The 25,648-nt window shown below is 73.3% G+C and carries 29 protein-coding genes; 24 read left to right on the plus strand and 5 right to left on the minus strand.

Annotation, left to right across the window (positions count from 1 at the left end; translation table 11 throughout):
- The first annotated feature begins 87 nt into the window (after positions 1-87).
- The 15 genes from ADJ73_RS07440 (at position 88) to ADJ73_RS07510 (ending at position 14,096) form a co-directional block, all read left to right on the plus strand.
- Entirely contained in the window at positions 88-342 is a 255-nt protein-coding gene (locus ADJ73_RS07440; protein ID WP_050347749.1) for a glutaredoxin family protein, read from the plus strand.
- 145 nt (positions 343-487) lie between these two features.
- A complete protein-coding gene (locus ADJ73_RS07445; protein WP_050347750.1) occupies positions 488-1,162 on the plus strand; it encodes a redox-sensing transcriptional repressor Rex in 675 nt (224 codons plus the stop codon).
- Positions 1,159-2,652, plus strand: a complete 1,494-nt coding sequence (locus tag ADJ73_RS07450) for a glutamyl-tRNA reductase (protein ID WP_082176819.1) — start codon at positions 1,159-1,161, stop codon at positions 2,650-2,652. Before ADJ73_RS07445 ends, ADJ73_RS07450 begins: the two co-directional genes overlap by 4 nt.
- Positions 2,645-3,631 carry a hydroxymethylbilane synthase gene (hemC, locus tag ADJ73_RS07455; RefSeq protein ID WP_050347751.1) on the plus strand — a complete coding sequence of 329 codons (987 nt, stop codon included), beginning with the start codon at positions 2,645-2,647 and terminating at the stop codon, positions 3,629-3,631. The genes ADJ73_RS07450 and hemC overlap by 8 nt, the downstream gene beginning before the upstream one ends.
- A gap of 29 nt (positions 3,632-3,660) precedes the next feature.
- Entirely contained in the window at positions 3,661-5,328 is a 1,668-nt protein-coding gene (locus ADJ73_RS07460; RefSeq protein ID WP_082176820.1) for a uroporphyrinogen-III synthase, read from the plus strand.
- Between the two features lie 74 nt (positions 5,329-5,402).
- Positions 5,403-6,377 (plus strand): porphobilinogen synthase, encoded by a 975-nt coding sequence (gene hemB, locus ADJ73_RS07465; RefSeq protein ID WP_050347752.1) that lies wholly within the window; start codon positions 5,403-5,405, stop codon positions 6,375-6,377.
- A 111-nt stretch (positions 6,378-6,488) separates the two neighbouring features.
- Positions 6,489-6,974, plus strand: coding sequence for a MarR family winged helix-turn-helix transcriptional regulator (locus ADJ73_RS07470; protein WP_082176821.1), 486 nt, complete (start codon positions 6,489-6,491; stop codon positions 6,972-6,974).
- Positions 6,975-7,077: 103 nt separating this feature from the next.
- The gene (hemL, locus tag ADJ73_RS07475) at positions 7,078-8,424 is read left to right on the plus strand and encodes a glutamate-1-semialdehyde 2,1-aminomutase (protein ID WP_050347754.1); all 1,347 of its coding nucleotides are present in this window, start codon (positions 7,078-7,080) and stop codon (positions 8,422-8,424) included.
- Positions 8,421-9,068, plus strand: a complete 648-nt coding sequence (locus ADJ73_RS07480) for a histidine phosphatase family protein (RefSeq protein ID WP_050347755.1) — start codon at positions 8,421-8,423, stop codon at positions 9,066-9,068. Before hemL ends, ADJ73_RS07480 begins: the two co-directional genes overlap by 4 nt.
- Positions 9,065-9,670 carry a TlpA family protein disulfide reductase gene (locus ADJ73_RS07485; RefSeq protein ID WP_050347756.1) on the plus strand — a complete coding sequence of 202 codons (606 nt, stop codon included), beginning with the start codon at positions 9,065-9,067 and terminating at the stop codon, positions 9,668-9,670. Before ADJ73_RS07480 ends, ADJ73_RS07485 begins: the two co-directional genes overlap by 4 nt.
- Complete coding sequence (locus tag ADJ73_RS07490; protein ID WP_253272693.1) at positions 9,667-10,431, plus strand: cytochrome c biogenesis CcdA family protein; 765 nt, start codon at positions 9,667-9,669, stop codon at positions 10,429-10,431. Before ADJ73_RS07485 ends, ADJ73_RS07490 begins: the two co-directional genes overlap by 4 nt.
- Positions 10,431-12,119, plus strand: a complete 1,689-nt coding sequence (resB, locus tag ADJ73_RS07495) for a cytochrome c biogenesis protein ResB (RefSeq protein WP_050347757.1) — start codon at positions 10,431-10,433, stop codon at positions 12,117-12,119. The genes ADJ73_RS07490 and resB overlap by 1 nt, the downstream gene beginning before the upstream one ends.
- Positions 12,116-13,123, plus strand: a complete 1,008-nt coding sequence (gene ccsB, locus ADJ73_RS07500; RefSeq protein ID WP_050347758.1) for a c-type cytochrome biogenesis protein CcsB — start codon at positions 12,116-12,118, stop codon at positions 13,121-13,123. Before resB ends, ccsB begins: the two co-directional genes overlap by 4 nt.
- Before the next feature lie 5 nt (positions 13,124-13,128).
- Positions 13,129-13,464, plus strand: coding sequence for a DUF4229 domain-containing protein (locus ADJ73_RS07505; protein ID WP_050347759.1), 336 nt, complete (start codon positions 13,129-13,131; stop codon positions 13,462-13,464).
- Positions 13,461-14,096, plus strand: a complete 636-nt coding sequence (locus tag ADJ73_RS07510; RefSeq protein WP_050347760.1) for a LysE family translocator — start codon at positions 13,461-13,463, stop codon at positions 14,094-14,096. Before ADJ73_RS07505 ends, ADJ73_RS07510 begins: the two co-directional genes overlap by 4 nt.
- Positions 14,097-14,120: 24 nt before the next feature.
- On the opposite strand, the gene ADJ73_RS07515 is transcribed toward ADJ73_RS07510, so the two are convergent.
- Entirely contained in the window at positions 14,121-14,999 is an 879-nt protein-coding gene (locus ADJ73_RS07515) for a 1,4-dihydroxy-2-naphthoate polyprenyltransferase (protein ID WP_050347761.1), read from the minus strand.
- A 207-nt stretch (positions 15,000-15,206) separates the two neighbouring features.
- Here ADJ73_RS07515 and ADJ73_RS07520 point away from each other — a divergent pair, with 207 nt between their 5' ends.
- The 3 genes from ADJ73_RS07520 to ADJ73_RS07530 all read left to right on the plus strand — a co-directional run bounded on the left by ADJ73_RS07520 (position 15,207) and on the right by ADJ73_RS07530 (position 17,047).
- Positions 15,207-16,427, plus strand: a complete 1,221-nt coding sequence (locus ADJ73_RS07520; RefSeq protein ID WP_050347762.1) for a prohibitin family protein — start codon at positions 15,207-15,209, stop codon at positions 16,425-16,427.
- A gap of 65 nt (positions 16,428-16,492) precedes the next feature.
- Complete coding sequence (locus ADJ73_RS07525) at positions 16,493-16,726, plus strand: hypothetical protein (RefSeq protein WP_050347763.1); 234 nt, start codon at positions 16,493-16,495, stop codon at positions 16,724-16,726.
- Positions 16,727-16,807: 81 nt separating this feature from the next.
- The gene (locus tag ADJ73_RS07530) at positions 16,808-17,047 is read left to right on the plus strand and encodes a type II toxin-antitoxin system PemK/MazF family toxin (protein WP_301280702.1); all 240 of its coding nucleotides are present in this window, start codon (positions 16,808-16,810) and stop codon (positions 17,045-17,047) included.
- Positions 17,048-17,050: 3 nt separating this feature from the next.
- Here ADJ73_RS07530 and menE read toward each other — a convergent pair whose 3' ends face one another.
- Positions 17,051-18,196: an o-succinylbenzoate--CoA ligase gene (gene menE / locus ADJ73_RS07535; RefSeq protein WP_050347765.1), complete on the minus strand. Its 1,146-nt coding sequence runs from the start codon at positions 18,194-18,196 to the stop codon at positions 17,051-17,053.
- A gap of 80 nt (positions 18,197-18,276) precedes the next feature.
- Here menE and ADJ73_RS07540 point away from each other — a divergent pair, with 80 nt between their 5' ends.
- The 6 genes from ADJ73_RS07540 (at position 18,277) to ADJ73_RS07565 (ending at position 22,413) form a co-directional block, all read left to right on the plus strand.
- Positions 18,277-18,546 (plus strand): antitoxin, encoded by a 270-nt coding sequence (locus ADJ73_RS07540; RefSeq protein ID WP_156188164.1) that lies wholly within the window; start codon positions 18,277-18,279, stop codon positions 18,544-18,546.
- A complete protein-coding gene (locus ADJ73_RS07545; protein WP_050347767.1) occupies positions 18,543-18,959 on the plus strand; it encodes a type II toxin-antitoxin system VapC family toxin in 417 nt (138 codons plus the stop codon). Before ADJ73_RS07540 ends, ADJ73_RS07545 begins: the two co-directional genes overlap by 4 nt.
- Positions 18,960-19,088: 129 nt before the next feature.
- Complete coding sequence (locus ADJ73_RS07550; protein ID WP_156188165.1) at positions 19,089-19,463, plus strand: hypothetical protein; 375 nt, start codon at positions 19,089-19,091, stop codon at positions 19,461-19,463.
- 425 nt (positions 19,464-19,888) lie between these two features.
- Entirely contained in the window at positions 19,889-20,185 is a 297-nt protein-coding gene (locus ADJ73_RS07555; RefSeq protein ID WP_050347769.1) for an addiction module antidote protein, read from the plus strand.
- Positions 20,186-20,293: 108 nt separating this feature from the next.
- Positions 20,294-21,052 (plus strand): SDR family NAD(P)-dependent oxidoreductase, encoded by a 759-nt coding sequence (locus tag ADJ73_RS07560; RefSeq protein ID WP_050349307.1) that lies wholly within the window; start codon positions 20,294-20,296, stop codon positions 21,050-21,052.
- 98 nt (positions 21,053-21,150) lie between these two features.
- Positions 21,151-22,413: an Nramp family divalent metal transporter gene (locus tag ADJ73_RS07565; protein WP_050347770.1), complete on the plus strand. Its 1,263-nt coding sequence runs from the start codon at positions 21,151-21,153 to the stop codon at positions 22,411-22,413.
- Here the strand turns inward: ADJ73_RS07565 and ADJ73_RS07570 are convergent.
- The 3 genes from ADJ73_RS07570 to ADJ73_RS07580 form a co-directional block, all read right to left on the minus strand.
- Complete coding sequence (locus tag ADJ73_RS07570) at positions 22,391-23,077, minus strand: hypothetical protein (RefSeq protein ID WP_156188166.1); 687 nt, start codon at positions 23,075-23,077, stop codon at positions 22,391-22,393. The two genes, ADJ73_RS07565 and ADJ73_RS07570, sit on opposite strands and share 23 nt — an antisense overlap.
- 149 nt (positions 23,078-23,226) lie before the next feature.
- Complete coding sequence (locus ADJ73_RS07575; RefSeq protein WP_156188167.1) at positions 23,227-24,324, minus strand: transglycosylase SLT domain-containing protein; 1,098 nt, start codon at positions 24,322-24,324, stop codon at positions 23,227-23,229.
- 217 nt (positions 24,325-24,541) lie between these two features.
- Entirely contained in the window at positions 24,542-25,561 is a 1,020-nt protein-coding gene (locus tag ADJ73_RS07580; protein ID WP_050347773.1) for a TerC/Alx family metal homeostasis membrane protein, read from the minus strand.
- Positions 25,562-25,648: the final 87 nt, after the last annotated feature.

Here is a 25,648-nt window from a genome sequence, read left to right on the forward strand (position 1 = left end):
CTCCACAATGGCCCATTCCAGCACAGACCGCCCCCTGCCACGAGCCCGACGCGACGGCACGGCCCGCTGCGGTCGTAGGGTCGTGGCGTGGACATCGACCTCACCGCCGCCCGCGTCGTCCTGCTCGGGCGCCCCGGCTGCCACCTGTGCGACCTGGCCCGCGACGTGGTGCAGCAGGTCGTCGCGGAGACCGGCGACAGCTTCGCCGAGGCCGTCGTGGACGAGGACCCTGTGCTGCTGGAGCGTTACGCCGAGCAGATCCCGGTGACCTTCGTGGACGGTCGGCAGCACGACTACTGGCGGGTCGACCCGGTGCGGCTGCGGCGTGCCCTGGCGCGATGACCTCCGGTCAGCCCGTATGCCGCCCCCGCGGCGCGGCGACCCCGGGGGCCCCCACCCGGGTTTGGGGCGGCCTCGGGGCCCGGCATACCCTGAGCGGTGGTGACCACCCGCTGACCGGGGTGGCCGGAAGGGAGCCCGAGGGGCTGTGAGGGTCGAGGCCGCAGAGCGTCGAGAGCTGTCCGACGCCACCGTGCTGCGCCTGCCGGTGTACCTCGGTGCGGCCCGGGCGCTGGCCCGGTCCGGGGTGTCCAACGTCTCCTCCGACGCGCTGGCGGCCGCCGCCGGGGTGAGCCCCACGATGCTGCGCAAGGACCTGTCGCACCTGGGGTCGTTCGGGGTGCGGGGCGTCGGGTACGACACGGCGGCGCTGGTCGAGGAGCTGGTCGCGGCGCTCGGCTGCGGCGAGACCCGCCCGGTCGTGATCGTCGGGATGGGCCGGCTGGGGCAGGCGATCGCCTCCCACGGCGGCTTCGACGGCGACGGCTTCGAGGTGGTGGGGCTCTTCGACCACGACCCGCAGGTCGTCGGCACCAGCCTTCTCGGCCTGACCGTGCAGGACGTCGGGCGGCTGCCCGCCGCCGTGGCCGACCACGGCTCCCGCGTCATCGGGGTGGTGGCGACCCCCGCGTCGGCCGCCCAGTCCGTCGCCGACCAGCTGGTGTCCTCCGGCGTCGGCGCCATCCTCAACTTCGCCGCCACCTCGCTGCAGGTGCCGGCCTCGACCGACGTGCGGGCCGTGGACCTGTCGTCGGAGCTGCGGCTGCTGGCCTACCGGTCCCGCCTCGCCGCGACCTCGGCCCCTGGAGGTGCCTTCGCGTGACCCTGCTCGTCATCGGTCTGTCCCACCGCAGCGCCCCCATCGACATGCTCGAGCGGACCACCCTCGACCAGCCCCGCAGCCGCGCGCTGCGGGACCGGCTCGCGGCGACCCAGCAGGTCCGCGAGGCCGTGGTCGTCACCACCTGCAACCGCACCGAGGTCTACGCCGACGTCGTCACCTTCCACGGCGGCGTCACCGAGATCGGCCAGGCGATCGCCGAGGTCACCGACGTCGACGCGCTCACCCTGCGCGACCACCTCTACGTCCACCACGAGGACCGCGCCGTCTCGCACACCTTCTCGGTGGCCTGCGGGCTGGACTCCATGGCCATCGGCGAGAGCCAGATCCTCGGCCAGCTGCGCTCGTCGTTGCGCCAGGCGCAGACCGGCCAGGAGGTCGGGCCCGAGCTCAACGCCCTCTTCCAGCGCGCGCTGCGGGTCGGCAAGCGGGCCCACACCGAGACCGAGATCGACGACGTGTCGCTGTCCCTCGTCAGCGCGGGGCTCGACGAGGCCGAGACCGTGCTCGGCCCGCTGGCGGGCCTGTCCGTGATGGTGGTCGGCGCCGGCGCGATGAGCTCGCTGGCCGTCGCCACCGTCACGCGGGCCGGTGCCCGCGAGGTCGTCATCGCCAACCGGACCGAGGCCAAGGCCCGCCACCTCGCCGAGGCGTATGCCGCCCGCACCGTCCCGTGGTCGCACCGCGAGGAGGCGCTGGCCGCCGCCGACGTGGTCATCACGTGCACCGGCGCCGCCGGCCGGCTCGTGTCCCGGGAGGCCGCCGAGCGCACCGCCGTGCTGCGCGGGCGCCGCCCCCAGGTCTACCTGGACCTCGCGCTGCCCCTCGACGTCGACCCCGCCGTCGCGGAGGTGGACGGCGTGACCGTCGTCGGGCTGCAGCGCCTCGGCGAGCTGATGGCCGCCGACGGGCTGGTGCCGGCGCAGGTGCAGCAGGTCCGCGACCTGGTCGTCGAGGAGGTCGCGGGCTACCTCGCGGCCCGCCGCGTGCAGGCCGTCGCCCCCACCCTCGCCGCCCTGCGCTCGCGGGCGCGGTCGGTCGTGGAGGCCGAGCTGCAGCGTTTCGACACCCGCACGCCGGACGTCGACGAGGCCACCCGCCGCCAGGTCGAGCTGACCGTGCACCGCGTGGTCGAGAAGATCCTGCACACCCCCACGGTGCGGATGAAGGAGATGGCCGGCACGGACGTCAGCGGCAGCTACGCCGAGGCGCTGCACCGACTCTTCGACCTGGACCCGCACACCGTCGCCGCGGTGTCCGCCGCGACCGTCGATCCGCCGGTGGACCTGGCGGAGCCGACCCCGGTCCTGGAGGCCGACCCCGCCGCCGAGGGGACCGACACCACCGAACCCGGGCTGAACGAGCCCGGCACACCCGAGCTGGCCTCGACGGGGACGCCCGAGCCGACCTCACCCGAGCCCAACCACCCCACCGACCTCGCCCTGGAGACCACCGGAGCCCGCCATGCCTGACCCCACCGCCCCCACCACGGGAGCCGTGGTGCGGCTCGGGACCCGCCGCAGCGCCCTCGCCACCACCCAGTCCGGCTGGGTCGCCGACCGGTTGCGGGCCCTCGGCCTCACCGTCGAGCTGGTCGAGATCACCACCGAGGGCGACGTCAACGCGGCACCCCTGACCACGATCGGTGGCACCGGCGTCTTCGCGAGCGCGATCCGCGAGGCGCTGCTGGAGGGTCGCGTCGACTGCGCGGTCCACTCCCTCAAGGACCTGCCGTCGGCGCCCGAGCCGGGGCTCGTGGTCGCCGCGGTCCCGGAGCGCGAGGACCCGCGGGACGCGCTGTGCGCCCGCGACGGCCTCAGCCTGGGCGAGCTCCCCGAGGGCGCCGTGGTCGGCACCGGCTCGCCGCGACGCGCCGCTCAGCTGGCGGCGCTCGGGCTGGGGCTGCAGCCGACCGCCATACGCGGCAACGTCGGCACCCGCCTGCAGCACGTGCGGGACGGTCGGTGCGACGCCGTCGTCCTCGCGATGGCCGGGCTGTCGCGGCTCGGGCTGCGCGAGCACGTCACCGAGGCGCTCGACCCGGTCCAGATGCTGCCCGCCCCGGGCCAGGGCGCGCTGGCGCTCGAGTGCCGCGAGGACCACCCGCTGCGGGCCGTCTTCGCCCGGGTCGACGACCCGGACACCCGGGCGCGCGTGGAGGCCGAGCGCGGGCTGCTCGCTCGCCTGGAGGCGGGCTGCACCGCCCCCATCGGTGCGCTCGCGGAGGTGGTGGAGTCCGAGGACGGGCTCGAGCTGTCGCTGCGGGCCTTCGTCGGCGCCCCGGACGGGTCGCAGGGGCTGCGCCGCTCGCTGACCGGCCCCTACGACCAGCCCCGTGACCTGGGTCGTCGCCTGGCCGAGCTGCTGCTGGAGGACGGCGCGGCCGACTTCACCGGCGGGCCGGAGCGACTTGGCAGCGGGACCGAGGTCGGACAGACTGCCACTAAGTAGTCCGACTGACGGGCAAGGAGCGGGGAGACATGCGCAAGGGCAGCAGGGCGGGGACGAAGCAGACGCCCCCGGCACCTCAGCAGGCGGTCGGTGAGCGCGCCCACGTGGCCTTCATCGGGGTCGGCCCCGGCGACCCCGGTCTCGTGACGCTGCGCGCGGCCCAGCTGCTGGCGCAGGCTCAGGTCGTGGTCGTCGACGGAGCCGACGTGGTCGACCTGGTCCGTCGCCACGCCCGTGACGACGCCGAGCTGCTGACCGACCCCGCCGTCGCCGTGGTGCCCGAGCAGGGCGCCCCCGAGCAGCCCCGCTCCGCCGAGGGGCGCGAGCAGCGGCTGCTCGACGCCGTGACGTCGCTGGCCGACCCCGGTCTCGTGGTCCGCGTGATGAGCGGCGACCCGGGCCTGTTCACCGGGCTGATCCGAGAGTGCCGGGCCCTCGCCGACGCCGGTGTCCCCTTCGAGGTGGTCCCCGGCGTCTCCATGCTCTCCGCCGTGCCGTTGTATGCCGGGATCCCGCTCACCTCGCCCGAGTCCCCCCGCCTGCACCTGCTCGACAGCTCGCTGCAGCAGGAGCTCGTGGAGTCCGCGCAGGACGACGTGACCGTGGTGATGCTGGGCACGCCCGGCCGGCTCGTCGACCAGCTGAGCGCCCTGCTGGAGGCGGGCCGAGACGCCGCGACCCCGGTGGCGCTCACCGACCACGGCTCCACCGCGATGCAGCACACCGACGTCACCACCCTGGGGGACGCGGCGCACGTGCTGGACCGGCTGGGGGAGGACGAGCGGCTCCTCGCGATCGTCGGCCGCACCGTGGCGCTGCGCACCTCGATGAGCTGGTTCGAGAACAAGCCGCTCTTCGGCTGGCAGGTGCTCGTGCCCCGCACCAAGGAGCAGGCCGCCGCCACGACCGAGCGGCTCGAGCGCTACGGCGCCCGGCCCACCACCGTCCCGACCCTCAGCATCGAGGCTCCCCGCACCCCGCAGCAGCTGGAGAAGGCCATCACGGGCCTGGTGACCGGCCGCTACGAGTGGGTGGGCTTCACCAGCGTCAACGCCGTGCGGGCGGTGCGCGAGAAGTTCGACGAGTACGGCCTCGACGCGCGCTCCTTCGCGGGGCTGCGCATCGCGGCCGTCGGTGGCACCACCTCCGCGGCGCTGCGCGACTGGGGCCTGGTGCCCGACCTGGTGCCGAGCGGGGAGCAGTCCGCCGCGGGGCTGCTCGAGGAGTGGCCGCCCTACGACGACCTGCTCGACCCCATCAACCGCGTCTTCCTGCCCCGCGCCGACATCGCCACCGACACCCTCGTCGCCGGGCTGCAGGAGATGGGCTGGGAGGTGGAGGACGTCACCGCCTACCGCACCGTGCGGGCCGCCCCGCCGCCCGCCGAGATCCGCGAGGCGATCAAGACCGGGCAGTTCGACGCCGTGGTCTTCACCTCGAGCTCGACCGTGCGCAACCTCGTCGGCATCGCCGGCAAGCCCCACCGCGCCACCCTCGTCGCCTGCATCGGCCAGGCCACGGCCAAGACCGCCGAGGAGCACGGGCTGCACGTCGACGTCATCGCCCCCGAGGCCAGCTCGGACTCCCTCGTCGACGCCCTCGCCGGGCTCGGCTACGAGCAGGCGCGGGCGGCCTACGACGCCGGCGACCCCATCGTCCTGCCCAGCAAGCGCCGGCGCCGCCGCCGCTCCAGCTGAGCCGGCCCCGAGCCGGTGACGCCCGGGGCAGCGGGCGGCATACGACACCCCACCCACGTCCTGGAGAGGCACTCGTGAGCTTTCCCACGCACCGCCCCCGTCGCCTGCGGCAGAGCCCCGCGGTCCGGCGCCTCGTCGCGCAGACCCGGCTGCACCCGGCGCAGCTGATCCTGCCGGTCTTCGTGCGGGAGGGGGCCACCGAGCCACGGCCCATCGGGTCCATGCCCGGCGTGGTGCAGCACTCCCTGGACAGCCTCGAGCAGGCCGCCCGGGAGGCGGCCCGGGCGGGCGTCGGCGGGATCATGGTCTTCGGGGTCCCCACCAGCAAGGACGCCGTCGGGTCCGGCGCCACCGACCCCGACGGGATCCTCAACGTCGCGCTGCGCCGGCTGGCCGACACCGTCGGCGACGACCTGGTCGTGATGGCCGACCTGTGCCTGGACGAGTTCACCGACCACGGCCACTGCGGGGTCCTCGACGACCGCGGCCGGGTCGACAACGACGCCACCCTGGAGCGGTACGCCGCGATGGGCATCGCCCAGGCCGAGGCCGGCGCCATCGTCGTGGGCCTGTCCGGGATGATGGACGGCCAGGTCGGCCACGTGCGCCAGGCCCTCGACGACGCCGGCCGCACCGACACCATCCTGCTCGCCTACGCCGCGAAGTACGCGTCCGGCTACTACGGCCCCTTCCGCGAGGCCGTCGCCAGCTCGCTGCAGGGCGACCGCGCCACCTACCAGCAGGACCCCGCCAACTTCACCGAGTCGCTGCGCGAGACCCGCCTCGACATCGAGGAGGGCGCCGACATGGTCATGGTCAAGCCGGCGCTGCCCTACCTCGACGTCCTCGCGGCGGTCGCGGCCGAGTCGACCGTGCCGGTGTCCGCCTACCAGGTGTCGGGGGAGTATGCCCAGATCGAGGCCGCCGCCGCCCAGGGCTGGATCGACCGCGAGCGCGTCGCCCTGGAGTCGCTGACGAGCATCCACCGGGCCGGCGCCGCGCAGATCCTCACCTACTACGCGACCGAGGCCGCCGGCTGGATCTCGTGACCGTGCGCGGACCGGGCCCGGGGGTTCGCTAGTCTGTGCGGATGGGTGCGGCGTCGGCCGTGACCACGGGGAGCCGGGTGAGGACGAACGGGGAAGACGTTGGCGGAGGACGTGCGGTGGCTCAGCGCGACCGAGCAGGTCGCGTGGCGCGCCTACCTGCGGGGCCAGCGGCTGCTGGAGGTCGCTCTGGACAAGGACCTGCAGGCCCACGGGGTGTCGCTGTCGGAGTACGAGATCCTCTCGATGCTGTCCGAGCAGCCCGGCCGCCGGCAGCGCATGTCCGAGCTCGCCGCCCTCGTGGTGCAGTCACGCTCCCGGCTCACCCACACCGCCAACCGGCTCGAGGGACGCGGCTGGGTCGAGCGGCACCCGGTGCCCGGTGACGGCCGCGGGGTGGAGCTGGTGCTCACCGAGGCCGGGTTCGCGGCGCTCGTCGAGATGGCCCCGGTGCACGTCGAGAGCGTCCGGCGGCACTGGCTCGACGCCCTGCCGCCCGAGCTGGTGACGGCGCTCGGCGACGCCATGGCCCGGGTGCGCGACGACCTCGGGACCACCCAGCAGCAGCGGGCCGAGGCCGACCGGATCGCCCGCGGCTGACCCCTCCCTCGGGTCGCCTGCCCGGCCGTATGCCGCGCTCCCGGCCGCCCGTCACCGTGGTGAGGTTTGGCCCGGCGGTGGCCCCGGCGCGAGACTAGGACCCATGACCACGTCGCCGCCGGCATACCCCCTGGCCGCCCCCGCCTCGCAGGCCCTCTTCGAGCGGGCGGCCGCCGTGATCCCGGGGGGCGTCAACTCGCCGGTCCGGGCGTTCCGCTCAGTCGGGGGGACCCCGAGGTTCATGGCGAGCGCGCGCGGCCCCTACCTCACCGACGTCGACGGCCGGGAGTACGTCGACCTGCTGTGCTCATGGGGGCCGATGATCCTCGGGCACCAGCACCCCGCGGTGCTGGAGGCGGTGCAGGAGGCCGCGACCAAGGGCTTCTCCTACGGCACCCCCAGCGAGAACGAGCTGCTGCTCGCCGAGGCCATCGTCAACCGGGTCGAGCCGGTCGAGCAGGTGCGGCTGGTCTCCAGCGGCACCGAGGCGACGATGAGCGCGCTGCGGCTGGCGCGAGGCTTCACCGGGCGGTCGGCGGTCGTGAAGTTCGCCGGCTGCTACCACGGCCACGTCGACGCCCTGCTCGCGCACGCCGGCAGCGGGGTCGCGACCTTCGCCCTGCCCGACTCGGCCGGGGTGCCGGCCAGCTCGGCCGGCGAGACGATCGTGCTGCCCTACAACGACGTCCGTGCCCTGGAGGAGGCCTTCCGGGAGCGCGGTGACCAGATCGCCGCGGTCATCACCGAGGCCGCGCCGGGCAACATGGGCATGGTGCCGCCCGCCCCCGGCTTCACCGAGGCGCTGCGCCGCGTGACCCAGGAGCACGGCGCGCTGCTGATCAGCGACGAGGTGATGACGGGCTTCCGCGCGTCCGCGGCGGGGTGGTACGGCCTGGAGGGGCCCACGACCTTCGGCGCGCCGGACCTGTTCACCTTCGGCAAGGTCATGGGCGGCGGCTTCCCCGCGGCGGCCTTCGGGGGCCGCCGGGACGTGATGGCGCACCTGGCCCCGGCCGGGCCCGTCTACCAGGCCGGCACGCTGTCCGGCAACCCCGTGGCCACGGCGGCCGGCCTCGCGACGCTGCGCGGCTGCACCCCGGCGGTCTACGAGCGCCTCGAGACGGTGGCCCACGCCATCGCCGACGGCGTCACCGCCGAGCTGTCCGCCGTGGGCGTGCCGCACACGATCCAGTGGGCCGGGTCGATGTTCTCGGTGTTCTTCCGCGAGGGGCCGGTCCTCGGTTACGCCGACGCCCAGCAGCAGGACACGCAGGCCTTCGCGCGGTTCTTCCACGCCATGCTCAGCCAGGGCGTGCACCTGCCGCCGAGCGCCTACGAGTGCTGGTTCGTGAGCGCGGCGCACGACGACGAGGCGGTGGACCGGGTGCTGACCGCGCTGCCGGCCGCTGCCAGGGCAGCCTCAGCGGCCGATGGTACGGTGGGCGCATGACGATGCCCGAGCGCACCGTGGTGCACCTCGTGCGTCACGGGGAGGTGCACAACCCCGACAAGCTGCTCTACGGCCGGCTGCCGGACTTCCACCTGTCCGAGCTGGGGGTCCGGATGGCCGAGATGATCGCGACCTCCCTGGACGGGCACGACGTCGCGCTGGTCGTCGCCTCCCCGCTGGAGCGCGCGCAGGAGACCGCCCGGCCCACGGCCGAGCGGTTCGGGCTGCCGATCCTGACCGACAGCCGGCTGATCGAGGCGGGCAACCACTTCGAGGGCCGCCGGTTCGGCCACGGGCAGGGGTCGCTGCGGCACCCCGGCAATTGGTGGCTGGTCCGCAACCCCTTCAGGCCGTCCTGGGGCGAGCCCTACCGCCAGATCGCCCGGCGCATGGAGCAGGCCGCCGACGCCGCCCGCCGCCAGGCACCCGGCCGCGAGGTCGTCCTCGTCTCCCACCAGCTGCCGGTGTGGACGCTGCGGCGCCACCTCGAGGGACGCCCGCTGTGGCACGACCCCCGCAACCGGCAGTGCACCCTGGCCAGCCTGACCAGCCTGCACTACGAGGGCGACCGGCTGGACGCCATCGTCTACAGCGAGCCCGCCGCGTCGCTGCTGCCCGTGGCCGAGCCGTCGGTCGGGGCATGAGGCCCGGTCGGCGCGCCCTGACCGCCCTGCTCGCCGCGACTCTCGTGGGCGCGTCGCTGGCGGGCTGCGGCGAGGACCCCGGCTCGGTCAACGCTCAGGCGCGGGCCGGCGACCAGAAGGGCTACCTCTCCGGCGACGGCTCCATCGAGCGGCTCGCCGCGGACAAGCGCCAGGCACCCGTCGCGCTGCGCGGCACCACGCTGGACGGCAAGCCGTGGGACGCGGCCTCCCGCCGCGGCCACGTCGTCGTGCTCAACCTGTGGGCGTCCTGGTGCCCGCCCTGCGTGGCCGAGCAGCCCCGCCTCGACGCGCTGCACGCCGAGCTCGCCAAGACCCAGCCCACCGTGGAGATGATGGGCATCCACGCCGGGCGCGAGTCCAGCGACAACGCCAGGGACTTCGCCACCGGCCACCGGGTGCCCTACCCCACGCTGGCCTACGACGGCCAGACCGTCCTCGCGCTGCAGGGCAAGGCGCCCTCCCCGCCCACGACGCTGGTCCTGGACAAGCAGGGGCGGATCGCGGCGCGGGTGCTCGGGCCGATCACGGCGGAGCGCACCGTGGCCGACCTCGTCGCCGACGTCGCCAAGGAAGCCGGGTGATCACCGGGCCCACCGACGTGATCGCCGAGGGGACCCTCCCGCTCGCCGCTCTCGTCGCGCTCGTCGCCGGTGCCGTGTCCTTCCTGTCGCCGTGCGTGCTGCCGCTGGTGCCGGGCTTCCTGGGCTACGTGACCGGGCTGGGGGAGACCAGCCTGCAGGAGCGGCGCGTGCGCCGGATGCTCGGCGGCACCACGCTCTTCGTGCTCGGCTTCACCCTGGTCTTCGTGCCGCTCGTGATCCTGGTGGTCTCGTCGTTGTCGGTGCTGCTGCGCGACCACCGCGAGCTGCTGGTGCGGGTGGGCGGCGCCGTGGTGCTGCTGCTGGCGCTCGTCTTCGCGGGGGTGGGCACGCAGCGGCAGGTCAAGGTCGGGTGGCGACCCGCCGCCGGCCTCGCCGGGGCCCCGCTCCTGGGCGCCGCCTTCGCCCTCGGCTGGACCCCGTGCATCGGCCCCACCCTCGGCGCCGTCATGGCCCTCGGCAGCCCCCTGGACGACAGCCAGACCGGGCCGCTGCTGCGCGGGGCCGTGCTCGGCGTCGCCTACTGCCTCGGCCTCGGCCTGCCCTTCCTGGCGCTGGCCGGCGGCTACTCCCGGCTGGTGGGCGCCTGGTCGGCGCTGCGCCGCCACCAGCGGGCCCTGCAGCTGGCCGGCGCCGCGCTGCTGGCGCTGCTCGGCCTGCTGATGCTGCTGGGCCTGTGGGAGCCCCTCATGTCGGGGCTGCAGCAGCGCTTGATCGACGTCTTCGGAGACCCGGTGATCTGATGCCCGCCACCACCCGTGACCGCACCGACATCGCCCAGCCCCGGCTGGGCCCGCTCGGCTGGGCCCGCTGGGCCTGGCGGCAGCTCACGAGCATGCGCACCGCGCTGCTCCTGCTGCTGCTGCTCGCCGTGGCCGCCATCCCCGGCTCGGTCTTCCCGCAGCGCGACATCGACCCCGTCAAGGTCCGCACCTACCTCGACCAGCACAAGAGCCTCGGGCCCTGGATGGACCGGGCGTCGCTCTTCGACGTCTACGCCTCCCCGTGGTTCGCGGCCGTCTACCTGCTCCTCTTCATCTCCCTGGTCGGGTGCGTCGTGCCGCGCCTCGGCATCCTGTGGCGCGAGCTGCGCGCCCAGCCGCCGCGCGCCCCGCGGCGCCTGGACCGCTTCCCCGAGCACCGGCAGGTCGACCTCGGCGACGTCGACCCCGCCCACGCCCTCACCACCGCCCGGGAGCTGCTGCGCGAGCGCCGCTACCGGGTGCGCGCGGGCGGGCGGGAGACCGGGGACGGGGCCTCGGCGGCGCGCGGGACGGCGACCGACGAGGACGGCGGGCGCGCGGCATACGGCCTGCTGACCGACGGGGTGTCGGGAGAGCGGGGCTACCTGCGCGAGGCGGGCAACCTGCTCTTCCACCTGGCGCTGCTCGTGGTCATCGTCGCGGTCGCCGTCGGCCACCTGCTCGGCTGGCGCGTCGACGCGATCGTGCCCGAGGGCGAGACCTTCGCCAACACGACCAGCCAGCACGACACCTTCTCCAAGGGGCCGTGGGTGGACGAGGAGTCGCTGCCGCCGTTCACGGTGCGCATCGACAAGGTGACCGTCGAGTTCGAGACCCAGCTCAAGGGCAAGCAGTTCGGCCAGCCGCGGTCCTTCGCGGCGGACACCACCACCCGCGCCGAGCCCGGCGCCCCCGAGAAGCCGCAGCGGCTCGAGGTCAACCACCCGCTGAGCTTCGGCCAGTCCTCGGTCTACCTGCTCGGCAACGGCTACGCGCCCGTCATCGTCGTCAAGGACGCCCAGGGGCGCCAGGTCTACGACCAGGCGACGGTCTTCCGGCCGCAGGACAACAACTACACGTCCACCGGCGCCGTCAAGGTGTCCGCGCTGCCGGAGGGCAAGCAGCTGGGCTTCCTCGGGATGTTCGCGCCGACCATCTCCGACGCCGGGCTGCGCGCGATGCCGCAGAGCGACTTCCCGGCGCCCGCGGCGCCGGGGCTGCTGCTGGAGATGTGGGAGGGGACGCTCTTCCCCGACGGGCGCCCACAGTCCGTCTACACCCTCGAGACCTCCGCCATGAAGCAGCCCAAGACCGCCTCCGGCCTGCCGGTCCGGCTCGCGCTGCGCCCCGGCGAGACCCAGCAGCTGCCCGGCGGGCGCGGCTCGGTGACCTTCGAGGGCTACAAGCGCTTCGCCGGCCTGTCGGTGCGCCACGACCCGGGCAAGCCGGTGGCGCTCGCGGGCGCCGCGCTCGTGCTCGTCGGCCTGATCATGTCGCTGCTGATCCGACGCCGACGCGCCTTCGTGCGGGTCACCGACCGCGAAGGACGTAGGCTGCTGGAGGTGGCCGGTCTCTCCAAGAGCGAGGACCCCCGCCTCGGTGACGCCGTCGACGACCTGACCGCGGAGCTCTGCTCCCGGCTCGGCCTGGCTGCACCCGCCCGCCCTCTCGAGGAGACCGTCCGATGACCCCCCAGACCCTCGCCGACCTCTCCAACCTCAGCGTCTACTCCGCGCTCGTGGTGCTGGGGCTGGCCTTCGTCGCCTTCGCGGTCGACCTTGCCCGCACCCGCAGCCGGGCCATGGTCGACGAGCAGGGCCGTATGCCGAGCGCCCACCCGACCGCCGTGGCCGCCGCCTCGGGCGGGACCACCGACACCCTGGTCCGGACCGACACCGCCGCCCGGGACGACGCTGCGGCCGCCGGTCGGCGGCCCGCGGCGGGGATCGGCCTGTCGCTGACCCGCCTCGCGGCGCTGCTGCTCGTCGCGGCGGTGGTGCTGCGCGCGCTGTCCGTGATGCGGCCCCCGTGGGGCAACCTCTACGAGTACCTCCTCACCGCGTCGACCGCCATCGCCGTGGTGTACGTGGTGCTGTCGCTGCGCCGGGACATGCGCTGGCTCGGGATCTTCGTCACCGCGCTGATCATGCTGATCCTGGGGCCGGCGCTGTCGGTCTACACCGAGGCCGGCCAGCTGATGCCGTCGCTGCGGTCCTACTGGCTCGTGGTGCACGTGTCGATCGCGATCCTCGCCACCGCGATGTTCGCGATCGGCGCCGCGCTGGGCGTGCTCTACCTCGTGCAGGACACCAGCGAGCGCCGGCGGCGCGCCGGGGCCTCGCTCGGCGCGTGGCGCCAGACCCTGCTCGCCGCCGTCCCCGGCTCGCGGGCCCTGGACCGCATGGCCTACGGCCTGCACGTCGTGGCGTTCCCGCTGTGGACCTTCACCGTCATCGCCGGCGCGATCTGGGCCGAGAAGGCCTGGGGCCGCTACTGGGGCTGGGACCCCAAGGAGGTGTGGTCGTTCATCATCTGGGTGGTCTACGCCGCCTACCTTCACGCCCGGGCCACCACCGGGTGGAAGACCCGCTCGGCGACCTGGATCGCGCTCGCCGGCTTCCTGTGCATCGTCATGAACTCGTTCGTCGTCAACAAGTTCATGTCCGGCATGCACTCCTACTCCGGGATGTGACCGAGATGAACCCTGGGCTGCGCTACTCCCTGCTCCGGCTGCTGCTGTTCTTCGGCTGCCTGATCGCCCTGTGGCTGGTCGGGCTGCGCGGCATCGCGCTGGTCGTCGCCGCCGGCCTGCTCTCCATGGTCGTGTCGGTGTGGACGCTGCGCGGACCGCGCGAGGAGTTCAGCGCCCGCATCGCCTCGCGGGTGGACGAGCGCGCCGCCCGCGCCGAGGAGCGCGGCGCCCACCGGGTCTCCGACGAGGAGGCCGAGGAGGCCGAGCTGCGCCGGCAGGCCCCGGGCAGCGACCGCGGGGGCGAGCCGGAGGCCCGAGGCCGGGACACCGGCCGGCCATGACGCTCGCCGGCGCCGTCGCGTCGTTCGCGGTCGTCGCGGGGCTCATGACCCTCACCCCGGGCCTGGACACGGCCCTGGTGCTGCGCACCGCCACACGTCGGGGGCGCCGGGCCGCCGCCGCGGCAGCCCTCGGGATCAGCGCGGGCGTGCTGGTGTGGGCCGTGGCCGCAGCCGTGGGGGTGTCGGCGCTGCTGACCGCCTCGGCGACGGCCTACGCCGTGGTGCGATACGGGGGAGCGGCATACATGCTGTGGCTCGGCGTGGGGATGCTGCGCGCGGCCTGGCGCGGGGAGTCGCACCAGCCGGACGAGGCGACGGTGCGGACCGGCTCGACGGCCTGGGCCGCCTTCCGACAGGGGCTGCTGGTCAACCTGATGAACCCCAAGGTCGGGGCGTTCTACGTCGCGCTGCTCCCGCAGTTCATCCCGCAGGGCGACTCGGCGGGGCTCGTGGGCGCGCTGCTCGGGTTGGTGCACACCGCCGAGGGGATGGTGTGGTTCGCCCTGCTGATCCTCGCGGTGGACCGGATGCGCGGTTGGCTGGCGCGGCCGGCGGCGCAGCGTTGGATCGACGGCGTCGCCGGGACGGCCGTCGTGGGCTTCGGGCTGCGGCTCGGGTTGTCGCGGGCCTGACCGCGGCTGCGGTGCCGTCCCGCGTCAGCGGATGGCGAGGCCGACCGTGAGCAGCGCGCCGTAGGTCAGCGCCACTAGACCGGTGGCGGCGAGCACCGCGACCAGCTCCTTGCCGGTCGCACCGGTGAGCACGGCGCGGACGGGTCGGATCGCGGGCGCGAGCCCCAGCAGCGCGAGCAGGGCCCACAGGTGGCCGGCCCAGGCGGCGACCCCGGTGCAGATCGCCGGGACGGCCACGAGCAGGGCGACGTAGAACCAGCGCGTGCTGCGGTCGCCGAGACGCACGGCGAGGGTCCGCTTGCCGGCCACCTCGTCCCCGGCGCGGTCGCGCAGGTTGTTGGCGACGAGGACGGCCGTGATGATCGAGCCGATGCCGACGGCGCCCGCCCAGGTCCCGGCATCGACCGTCTTGACCTGGGTGTAGGTCGTGCACACGGTGGCCACGAGCCCGAAGAACACGAAGACGAAGACCTCGCCGAGGCCCGCGTAGCCGTAGGGCCGCCTGCCGCCGGTGTAGAACCACGCCGCCAGGACCGCCGCCGCGCCGAGCAGCAGCAGCCAGGTCACCCCCGACAGGCCCATCAGGGCGAGCCCGGCGAGGCAGGCGAGGCCGAAGCAGGCGAAGGCGGCGTACTTGACCAGCAGGGGTGGGGCGAGGCGCTGGCCCACGAGCCGCACCGGTCCCACCCGCTCGGCGTCGGTGCCGCGGATCCCGTCGCTGTAGTCGTTGGCGTAGTTGACGCCGATCTGCAGGAAGAGCGCGACGAGCAGGGCCAGCAGCGCGAGGGCGGCGTCCCAGTGGCCGAGCCCCGCGGCGGATCCGGTGCCGACGGCGACGGGAGCGAGGGCTGCGGGCAGGGTGCGCGGGCGAGCGCCCTCGACCCACTGGGAGAACGTGGCCATGGGAGCATTCTCTCGTGATCGAGACACTCGACGGGTCACGGCGCGCGGCGCGGGTCCGCCCGAACGGGTGGAGTCCCTGTCCCGGTAGGCCGTCGAGGGGACCCTCGGCCTCGGGAACGCGCAGGTCGGACATATCGTCGGATCCGTGTCGACCGGCCGTGGTGGCCGGTCCCGTCGCGTCGTCGGTGACGCAGACGGTGCGGTCCCATGGCCACGTTCGTGCTCGGCATCCTCCTCCTCGCGCTGGGCATCGGCTTGCTCGTCGCCGCCCATCGTCGGCACGCCAGAGGTGGTGCGGTGGCGGGCCGGTCGACCGGCCGGGCGACGGAGCGGGCGTCCGGCCCGGGGGGAGACCCGGTAGCCGGTGCGCCTGGGGTCGGCGCAGAGCCGGCGGGTTCCTCACCCGCCGAGGTCAACCGCTGGGAGGCGGCGGCCCGTGCGCAGCGGCGCCGGGCGCCCCTGGACGTGCCCCGGGTGGCGCCGGGCTGGCTGCTCCCGGTCGTGGGCTGGGCGCTGACCGGGCTGGGTGCGCTGTGCCGCTTCCTGTCGACGCTCTACACCCGGGACGTCGGGGAGGCGATCGTGCAGCGCACCCCGGGCGGGACCGTCGCGAGCGTCGACACCACCCCGGGCTTCTCGATGAAGGCGCCGTGGAACGACATCGTGCGGTATGACGTGCGCAACCAGGTCATCACGATGGCGGGGGAGCAGGGGGCGACGGACGGGCCGGCGATCAACGCCCAGACGACGGACAACGCGACCGCCGCGATCGACATCACGGTGCGCTACTCGATCGTCCCGGCCAAGGTGGGGGAGATCTACTCGGCCTACCGCACCCAGGAGGGGCTGGTCAGCCGGGCCCTGGACGTCGACGTGCGCTCGATCGTCCGCGACGTGCCGGTGCACTACACGGCCGGCGAGCTGCGGCAGCGACGCGCCCAGGTGTCCGCGGACATCGCCAAGGAGCTGCAGCAGCGGTGGGACCGGCTCGGGGTGACCGTCGACTCGGTGGACCTGCGGGACATCCGTTACCCGCAGGAGATCGAGCAGTCGTTGGCAGCGGTCCAGACGGCGCGCTCGCGGGTCGAGTCCGCGCGCGCCGAGCTGGAGTCGGCCAAGATCAACGCCGAGAAGGTAAAGACCGAGGCGCAGGCGCAGTCCGACTCGGACCAGATCATCCGCTGCGGCGCCATGTCGACCACGGTCAAGGAGATGATCGCCGGCAAGGAGGTCAACTCGGTCAAGGTCGTCCCGGTCCCGCCCGCCCAGTGCCAGAACCGCCTCAACGAGCAGGTCCTCACCAGCAAGTACATCGACATGCTCAAGGAGGCGGCGGGCAAGGGCAACACGGTGTATGTCGTGCCTCCCAACCAGTCGTCGCTGCTGCAGCTCCCGGCCCCGGCGGCCCAGCCGACGCCCAAGCCCTGAGAGGCCGAGGGCGCCTGTCGAGCACTCTGCATCCCAACCTGGGATTCCTGGTCTATGGTGGAACCATGACGACGCAGATCGCTGTCCGGCTCCCCGACGAGGTCGTGGGTTTCCTTGACCGCAGCGTGGCGGCGGGGCTTGTCTCCAGTCGTGCCGCGCTCGTCACACAAGCCGTGGAGCGGGAGATGCGTCGTCAAGCGGCGCTGGCCGACGTGGACGTCCTGCGTAAGCAGGGGCCTGCCGACGACCTGGATGGCCTCGTGGCGTGGACGGTGGGTCACGCCAGCCTCGAGGGCTGACCTGTGCGCGAGATCTGCCTGGCGCGCCTGGACAAGACCAGGCCCGTACTCGTCCTGACTCGAGAGGGGGCGCGCGCCGCCATGACCAAGGTCACCGTCGCCCCCATCACCTCCACGGTCAAAGGGCTCTCCAGCGAGGTCCCTCTCGGCCCCCGCAACGGGTTGGACCACGGCTGTGCTGCAGCGTTGGACAACACAGTCACCGTCCCGACCTCGACGCTCGGCCGGACGATCGGTTACCTCTACGGAGACCAGGAGAGGGCGCTCGCCGAGGCTGTCGTCCTGGCCTTCGACCTGGACCTGGCGCTCCTCGGCGAGTGAGCCTCAGGGCCCGAGGAGGTGGCGCGCGGCGGTCCGGTCCGGCTTGCCCGGGCCTTTGAGCGGTATGGCGTCCGCGCCGGCCGCCACCCGGGGCAGCGCGTGGGCCGCGAGGTGAGGGCGCAGACTCTCGCGCAACCGGTCGAGGTCCCAGCCGGTGTCGGCCCCCGCGCCGCCTGCTCCCACCAGGAGCGCCCCGACGACCTGCCCCCACTCGGGGTCGGGGACGCCGACAACGACGCACTCACGGACCTCGGGGACGTGCGTCAGGATCGCGTCCTCCACGACGCGCGGCGCGACCTTGAGCCCGCCGGTGAGGATGACGTCGTCGGCGCGCCCGAGCACGGTGAGCGCGCCGTCGTCGGCGAGCGCGCCGAGGTCGTCGGTCCGGAACCAACGCACCCCGTCCTCCGTCACGAACTGCCGTGCGGTCAGGCCTGGCTCGCCGAGGTAGCCGTCGGCCACCATCGCGCCACCGAGCACGATGCGCCCCTCGTCGAGGCGCACCCGGGCGCAGGACAGGGGCCGCCCGTCATATACGCAGCCCCCGGAGGTCTCGCTCATCCCATAGGTGCGCACGATCGTCAGGCCCGCGGCGCGGGCCCGCTCGTGCACCGGGCCCGGGAGCGCAGCCCCGCCCACGAGGATCGCATCGTATGCCGCCGCGGCCGCCGTCCCCCGGGGTGAGGCCAGGAGCCGCACCAGCTGGGTTGGCACGAGCGACGTGTAGTGCCGCACCCCCGGCGAGAGCCGTGCCGCGGCGTCGGCGAAACCGTCTGCGCTGAAAGGTCCGTCGTCGAGCGCGACGGGGGAGTGGCCGGCGAGCAGTGATCGCGCGAGGACCTGCAGCCCGGCGATGTGCGTGGGTGGCAGGGCCAGCATCCACTGACCGTGGCCACCGAGGTGCTCGGCCGTGGCCTCCCCCGACGCCCGGACTGCCGCGGCCGACAGGACGGCCAGCTTGGGCGCGCCGGTGGAGCCCGACGTGCCGACGACGACCGCGGTGCCCTCCGGCGCCGGCGCGGACGGATCCGGTGGCGCCCCGCCCGGGCATACCGCCGGTCCGCGCCCATCGAGCGCCCGCTCGAGCGGAGCCAGGTCACGCACCGCGTCGCGCATCGAGGCCGAGCCAGGCCAGGGGGTCGTCGTCATACGGCTGACCATAGTCCGGGCCACCGACAGGCCCTCCTGTGCAGGTCCATGGGGTATATGTGCATGTGTAGGCTGTGTGCATGTCCCTGCTCGAACGCCGCCTGCAGATCCTGCTCGACCAGGACCGCTACGACCGGGTCGCGCGCGCGGCCGAGGAGTCCGGCCAGAGCGTCGGTGCAGCGATCCGGCACGCCATCGACGTGGCCTATCCGCAGGTCGACGTCCGAGCGCAGGAGGCGCTGAGATGGCTCCTCGATCGCACGGCTGAGCCGCGCGACGAGCCTGCGTTCGACGTGGGGGAGTTCAAGCGGGAGCTGGACGACGAGCTGCTGAGGAAGGCCCCCCGGTGAGGGCCCTGTTCGCCGACTCCGCCACCTTCCTGCTGGCCCTGGGCGGGGCGCACCCGGCCCAGGAGCAGTGCCGCGAGCTGCTGGCTGCGGCTCACGCTGGCCGCATCCGCCTGCACGTCTCCGTGGAGGGGCTGCAGGAGGTGACCTTCCACCGGCTGCGGCGGACCTCGCGCGAGTCCGCCCTCGCCGAGGCGCGCGCTCTTGGCCTGGCCTGCGTCGTGCACGCGTTCGACGAGGCGGTGTGGGCCGAGGCGACGCGGCTGATGGAGAGATCACCCGTCCGCGGGCGGGACGCCGTGAACGCCGCGACCGCCTTGCTGGCCGGGTTCGAGGAGATCGTCTCGCCGGACGTGGACTTCGACGGCATCCCGGGGCTGCGGCGGATCGACCCCGCCGACTGGTCCCTGTCCTGACGGGGGGGCGGGACGGGAGCGGCATGCGGACCTGACCGATGACGAAAGGGACGCACAGGCGCGGCAGGAGCGGTTGCGTGCCAACCGGGGGTCTACCTCGGCAGATGCGGCGCTACCTAGACTCGGCGCATGAGCGTGTGGCTGGCGTGGACCGCATCAGGGGTGAGCCTCGTGACGGTCATCGGTCACGTTTTCGTGGGTGGTCCCCAGGTCGTCAAGCCGCTGCTGGCATCGGCCGAGCTGCCTGAGCAGACGAGAGGGATGGCGTACTTCTGCTGGCATGTCACGACTGTGGTCGTGCTCGCGTTGAGCGCGGGGTTCGCCCTTGCGGCTCTCGACCCTCGCCACTCGGACCTAGCTTGGTTCCTCTCGGTCGTGAGCGCCCTGGTGTGGATGGTCAGCCTCGGCGTCACCGTGGTCGGAGGGTTGCCGCTTCGACGCAACCCGGCAGTCTTCTTGTTCGGTCTGATCGCCCTGCTGGGCGCAGCCTCGCAGACTCTGTGACCCCCTGCGCCGCGGGCAGTCTCGTATGCCGGGGCCGCTGAGGACTCGTCGGACCTCGCAGAGGTGGTGGCTCGCGTCGTGTGCGGCGTTGCGGGCGGTGTCCAAAGCCGCGCTCACGTCGCAGGTGGCCGAACAGCGACGTTCCCCACGGCTCCGCCGAGCCCTGATGATGCCGGTGGTCGACGCGACGTGCGTAGCGGGGCATGACAGGGCCGTCAGGGCAGCTGCCGTGAGCAGCATGCAAAGGCGGAATGTGCAGTTGTGTCAAGACGAAGAGGCCGACGCTGCCTGTCTACCTCGTTGGACACATCTAGCCCGGCGAGGTGCGCCGCACGGTCCCCCTCGAGGCCGGGCGACAAGTCCACTCAGGGCGCCGACATCAGCAAGGCCAAGTCCTTGGCCGCCGAGATCCGAGAGGAACAGCAATGGCCGTGACGATCAACCTCTGGGATGCCAGCGCCTACCTTGAGACGACCGAGGACATGCTGGCCTACCTCGATGAGGCGGCTCGCAGCGGCGACCCGGCTCTCCTGCAGGCGGCCCTCGGAGACATCGCCAAGGCCAAGGGTATGGCCGAGGTCGCCAGCAGCGCCGGCGTCGGCCGAGAGTCGCTGTACAAGTCGCTCAGCACCACGGGTAACCCGTCCTTCCAGACCACCGCTAAGGTCATTGACGCACTCGGCGGCCAGCTCAGCGTTACCCCCAAGACGCCGGCCGCCTAGGAGTGCGTGGGCGCCTGACGACCAGGTCATTGGTCACCAATGGAGACTTCATGGCCTTCATGAACGATCAAAATCTCGATTGGTGACCAATCGGGCAAGATGGCAGGCATGACCGACGCGATCACCACCCGTCCCCTGGCCGTCGTCACCGGAGCCTCCAGCGGCATCGGCGAGGCCACCGCCCGCCGCCTCGCCCAGGAGGGTTTCGAGGTGATCTGCGCGGCTCGCCGCACCGAGCGGATCGAGCAGCTGGCCCGGGAGATCGACGGCCGCGCCGTCACCTGCGACGTGTCCAGCGAGGAGGACGTGCAGCGCCTCGCCGCAGAGGTGGGCGACCGCCTCGACGTCCTCGTCAACAACGCCGGCGGCGCTCTCGGCACCGAGCGGATCGCCGACGCCGTCGTCGACAAGTGGCGACAGATGTACGACTCCAACGTCATCGGCGCCCTGCAGGTCACCAAGGCCCTGCTGCCGGCCCTCACCCAGGTCAAGGGCGGCATGGTCGTCGTCGTCTCGTCGATCGCGGGCCTCGGGGTCTACGAAGGCGGCGCGGGATACTGCGCCGCCAAGCACGCCGAGACCGTCATCGCGGAGACGCTGCGGCTGGAGGCCGTCGAGGACGGCATCCGGGTCTGCGAGATCGACCCCGGCCTGGTGCACACCGAGGAGTTCTCGCTGGTGCGCCTCGGCGGTGACCAGGCGGCGGCCGACAAGGTCTACGAGGGGGTCGCCGAGCCGCTCGTGGCCGAGGACGTCGCGGACGCGATCGCGTATGTCGCGACCCGCCCCGCCCACGTCAACATCGACCGTCTCGTGATCAAGCCGCAGGCCCAGGCCGCGCCGCACAAGCTGATCCGCCGCGGCTGACCCCCGCGGCTGACCCCACCACGGCTGACCCCGCATGGCGGAGGCCGCGCAGCCGGGCGGCCTCGCCAGGCGGCGGGCGGTCCGGCATACTCCCGCGCATGAGTCGAGACACCGCCGTCCGAGATGCCGATGCCGCCCACCCGCCGCGGTGGAAGATCATCGGCCCCGGCCTGATCGTGGCCGCGACGGGCGTGGGTGCCGCCGACCTGGTCGCCACCCTGATCGCCGGCAGCAAGTTCGGCTACGGCCTGCTGTGGTGCGTGATCGTCGGCTGCATCATGAAGATCGTCCTGGTGGAGGGGGCGGGCCGCTACAGCCTCGCGACCGGGCGCACGATGTTCGAGGGGTGGCGCTCGCTGGGGCGCTGGACGAGCTGGTACTACGCGCCCTACATCGTCATCTGGGGCTTCGTCTACGGCTCCGCGGCGATGGCGGGGACCGGCCTGCCGCTCAACGCGCTCTTCCCTGCGCTGAGCATCACGTGGTGGGGGATCATCTCCGGGTTGGTCGGTCTGGCGTTGGTGTGGTTCCACCATTTCGAGATCTTCGAGAAGGTCATGGCGGCCTTCGTGGGGATCATGTTCGTGGCCATGGTCGGCGCCGCGATCATCACGCTGCCCAACCTGCTCGACATCCTCGCCGGCCTCAAGCCGTGGATCCCGGACGGCGGCCTGGTCAACGTCCTGTCCCTCGCGGGCGGGGTCGGCGGCACCATCACCCTCGCGGCCTACGGCTACTGGCTGCGCGAGAAGGGCTGGGACACCCCGCGATTCATGAAGGTCATGCGCATCGACAACACGGTGGCGTATGTCGTGACCGGCATCTTCGTGCTGGCCACCCTGGTCGTCGGCGCCGAGCTGATGTACTCCATGAAGATCGCCAGCGACGACAAGGGTCTGCTGTCGGTCGCCGACGTCCTCGACAAGCGCTACGGCCCCTTCGCCGGCAAGGTCTTCCTCGTCGGCTTCTTCGGCGCGGCGATGTCCTCGCTGGTCGGCGTGTGGAACGGCGTGTCGCTGATGTTCGCCGACTTCGTCGGCAACCTCAAGGGCCTGCCGTCGGGCCACCCCGACACCCGCACCGGCGGCAGGTACTACCGGTGGTACATCCTGTGGCTGACCTTCCCGCCCATGCTGATGATGTTCCTCGGCAAGCCGGTCTACCTGATCCTCGCGTATGGCGTGCTCGGGTCCTTCTTCATGCCCTTCCTCGCGATCACGCTGCTGTGGATCCTCAACACCGACCGGGTGCCGCGGGAGTGGCGCAACGAGGTGTGGTCCAACGTGCTGATGGTGTTGTGCGCGGTGGCCTTCGTGGCGCTGGCCGCCAACGAGATCGTCAAGGCGATCCAGAAGCTCTAGGGCGGGGAGGGCTGCTCGGCCAGGAGGGCTGCTCGGCCAGCCGCTTGATGTTGAGCAGCATCTCCCGGCTCATCACGAAGCTCACCGGCTCGATGACGTAGGGGCCGCCGGCCAGGCGCTCCCCGAGGCCCTCGCCGTGGGCGTAGGCGTTGCGCTCGATCAGCCGGGTGCGGCCCTGGCTGAGCGGGCGCAGGTGGTAGGACCAGACCGTCGTGGGCAGGAGCCCGCCGTGGGGGATGCCGGCCAGCACGAGCGTCTCGCCGGGCGTCACCTGGTCCACCACGAGCGGTGGCAGCTGCGGGTGCAGCCGCACCTCGTCGCCGACGCGCAGGTCCTGCAGCTCGGGCAGGATCTGCTCGACGTTGTCGTCGAGGGAGCCGGCCAGCTGCTCGAGCAGCTGGTGGCTGTAGAAGCCGCCGCGACCGCGCCCGATCTGCGCGAGCCACGGCCACACCTCGTCGTCGTGCGCCCAGATCGTCACGGCCCGCGTCGACCGCCAGTCGTATCCCTCGATCAGCTCGTCGCCGGGCAGCGTCGCCTCGACCTCCTCGGGCGTCGCGCCCCAGGTCCGTCGCTCCTGGCTGTGCAGCGGCCCGGTCGCGAGGTGCGCGGCCATCCGCGCTGCGCCGGTGAGGTTGTCCCTGAGCCGATCACCGATTCCCATGGGGTCAGCGTAGGCGTTCCACCCCGCCAGGGTGGTCGAGCCCGTATGCCGTGACCGCCGTGCGGCCCTGGTCCGTGCGGCCTTGGGGTGCCGCCTGGGGGCGTGCCGACCTTGGTGCGTGCCGCCGTGGGCGGCGCTGCGGGGTGCGGTCAGTAGGGGAGGTAGGGGCCGCCGGAGCGCAGGCTCGCGACGCCCGGCACCTTGGCGAGGCCGCCGTAGGTGTCGGTGGCGTAGCGCGCACCCGCGATGATCTGCGCGACCGGGTCGGTCTTGTCCGTGCGGCCCGGCAGGGCGAACGCGTCGAAGGTCGGCCCGATCGTCTGCATCAGGCCGAAGGAGGGCATCCCGGCGGCGGCGTTGCTGTCGTAGGTGTTGCGGCTGCCGGGGTCGCCCCCGGACTCGTTGAAGATGACGATGGCGAGGTTGGCGGCGTCCTGGTCGGAGCGCGGCATCCCGGCGCGGTAGAGCTCGTCCAGCGCCTCCCCGATCCACCGGCTGACCTGGGGGGTGACGCTGTGGCCGTTGCCGAGCACCGCGGTCCCGGGGCGGATGGTGGTGACCACGCGGCCGTCGGCGAGGCGGACCCCGGAGCCGTCGGCGAGGACGCGGGCGGTGTCGGCCGCCTCGAGGGTGGCGGCCTGGTCGCGCAGGGTGGTGAGCTGGCGGGTCGTCGCGGCGTGACGGTCCGCGGCGGTGCGCAGCTCCGCCTCGGGACCGGCCCCGTTGCGGGCGCGCACCCCGCTGCCGGCGCCCTGTCGCTGCTCGGCCACGGGCGAGGCCGCCGGTGCGTCCACCGGTGCGTCGGTCTGCGGGGAGCTGGTCGCCCGGACCAGGGTGGCGCCCTGGGCTGCGACGAGCGCGGTCCGGCTCCGGTCGTAGGCCACCCGGGCCCCGGCCAGCTGCGCCTTGACCCGCGCGGTGGCCGCCGAGTCCACGGGGCGGACCTGGGTGAGCGCGGGGGGCACGGGCACCGGCGCGAGGAGTCGCGCCACCGATGCCGCGGTGATCGGCTGCCGGGCGGTGCCGCGGGACGCGGCGGTCGGCGGGGCGTGCCGCACTGGGGCGGCCGCGGTCGGGGACTCGGCCGGTGCCGCGGACGCCGTCGGGGTGGAGTCGGCTCGCGGGGCGAGCCCCGTGGCGGCGACGGCACTGCCCGCGGCGACGGCGAGGGTGGCGACGGCGAGCACGGGCGGGGACACCAGTCGGTGGGTCCGGGCGGCCGGACGGTGACGTGCCTGGTAGCGCATGGAAGCCATTCGGAGGGGACGCGGGGGAAGCCGGGCTGCGGGTGAGCGGCCGCAGCGGGCCGACCCTCCACTGTAGAGGGCCGGCGCGGCCGATGGCGAGACGGCGGAGGGAGTTCCGCCGGTCAGCCGTCCGTCATGTGGCGGCAGTGATCACTGATACGCGAGTGGGTGAGTACCCAGCGTCGTCACTGCCGGAGAGCGGCCGGACGCGTGGCCGTCAGCGCAAGGCCTCGCGGTCCTGGGGCTGATCGCCGCGGGTGGCGCGCAGGCTCGTGACGGTCACGATCGCCAGCACGGCCACGATGACGACGAGCGACCACACCGTCGGGACGGTCGGCACGCCCGGCCAGATGCCGTGGGCCCAGTGCAGCACCAGCTTGACGGCGATGAAGCCGAGGATGATCGCCAGGCCGTAGCCCAGGTGGACCAGTCGCGCCAGGGCGCCCTCGAGGACGAAGTAGAGCGCCCGCAGCCCCAGCAGGGCGAACGCGTTGGTCGCGAAGACCAGGTAGGGGTCGCCGGTGATGCCGTAGACCGCCGGCACCGAGTCGATCGCGAAGATGATGTCGGTGCCGAGGATCGCCAGCGTCACGACGGCCAGCGGCGTGAGGAGCCGGCGGCCGCCGGACGCCGCGGCGGGGATCGTCATACGAATCCCGTGGTAGTCCTGGGCCACGGGCCATACCCGGTTGATCAGCCGGACCACGGGCATCTGGGACACCGGGGTGTGCTCGGCGTCGGCGGCCGCGTCGCGGAACACCTTGACGGCGGTGACCAGCAGGATCACCCCGAAGAGCAGGAACGCCCAGTCGAAGCTCGCGATGAGCTGGGCGCCCAGCGCGATGAAGATGCCGCGCAGCACCAGGGCGCCGGCGACGCCGATCAGCAGGACGCGCTGCTGCAGCTCCTTGGGCACCGCGAAACCGGCGAGCAGCAGCATGAAGATGAAGAGGTTGTCCACCGACAGGGACTTCTCGACCAGGTAGCCGGTGTAGTACTCCATGCCCTGCTGCGAGCCGAAGCTCGCCCACACCCACGCACCGAAGAGCAGCGGCAGGGCGATGTAGAACACCGACCAGCCGATGGCCTCCTTCATGGAGACCTTGTGGGGCTTGCGGGTGAGCAGGAAGTCGAGGGCGAAGAGCGCCAGGACGGCACCGATCGTGACGCCCCACAGCATGGGGGAGCCGATGGTGTCCAGGGAGCTCGCGGCGGGCAGCATCGCGGAGGGGGTCATCAGGGTCCTCAGATCGTCGTATGGCGGTCTGAGGTCTCCTTCACCGCTGCTCGTCGCAGGGCTCCCGCCCGAGGCGCCGGGGCGCCG

Origin of the sequence: Arsenicicoccus sp. oral taxon 190 (assembly GCF_001189535.1) — a bacterium.
GTDB lineage: Bacteria > Actinomycetota > Actinomycetes > Actinomycetales > Dermatophilaceae > Arsenicicoccus.